This window comes from Pseudomonas juntendi, assembly GCF_009932375.1.
Taxonomy (GTDB): domain Bacteria; phylum Pseudomonadota; class Gammaproteobacteria; order Pseudomonadales; family Pseudomonadaceae; genus Aquipseudomonas; species Aquipseudomonas juntendi.
This window is the reverse complement of the sequence record NZ_BLJG01000103.1, coordinates 1-462: the sequence shown is the minus strand read 5'-3', so window position 1 is coordinate 462 and position 462 is coordinate 1. Positions and strand designations below refer to the sequence as shown.

Sequence of the window (462 nt, the reverse complement as noted above, 5' to 3'; positions counted from 1 at the left end):
GCCGGGGGGGGATGGGCGGGCGTGGGAGGGCGGGCAGACGCGATCGTGGTGCTGGGCGCGGGCCGTGAACGTGGTGACCTGGCCTGGGGCGGCAGTGACCAGCCCACGGCCACGGCGCTGGAGCGCATGCGGTTTGCTGCGCGGCTGGCCAAGGCCTCCGGTTTGCCGGTGCTGACCAGTGGCGGGCTGCACTATGGCACGCCGCCGAGTGAGGCGCGGTTGATGGCCGATCGCCTGCGTGAGGATTTCGCGGTCGAGGTGAGGTGGCGCGAAGAGGCCAGCCGCACCACCTGGGAGAACGCCCAGCTGTCGGCCAAGGTGCTACAGCCGCTGGGGATTCGCCGTGTGGTGGTGGTCACCCAGGCCTGGCACATGCAGCGTTCGCGCTGGAGTTTTGAACAGGCAGGGTTCGAGGTGGTGCCGGCGCCGGTGGGGTTCCTTGGGCGCGAGCATGCGCGGCCG

The 462-nt window shown here is 71.4% G+C and carries 1 protein-coding gene; it reads left to right on the top strand.

Annotated elements, in window-relative coordinates:
* Nucleotides 1–462, top strand: a 462-nt coding sequence (locus tag GYA94_RS14325) for a YdcF family protein (RefSeq protein ID WP_161892536.1), incomplete at both ends; no start/stop codon positions are given.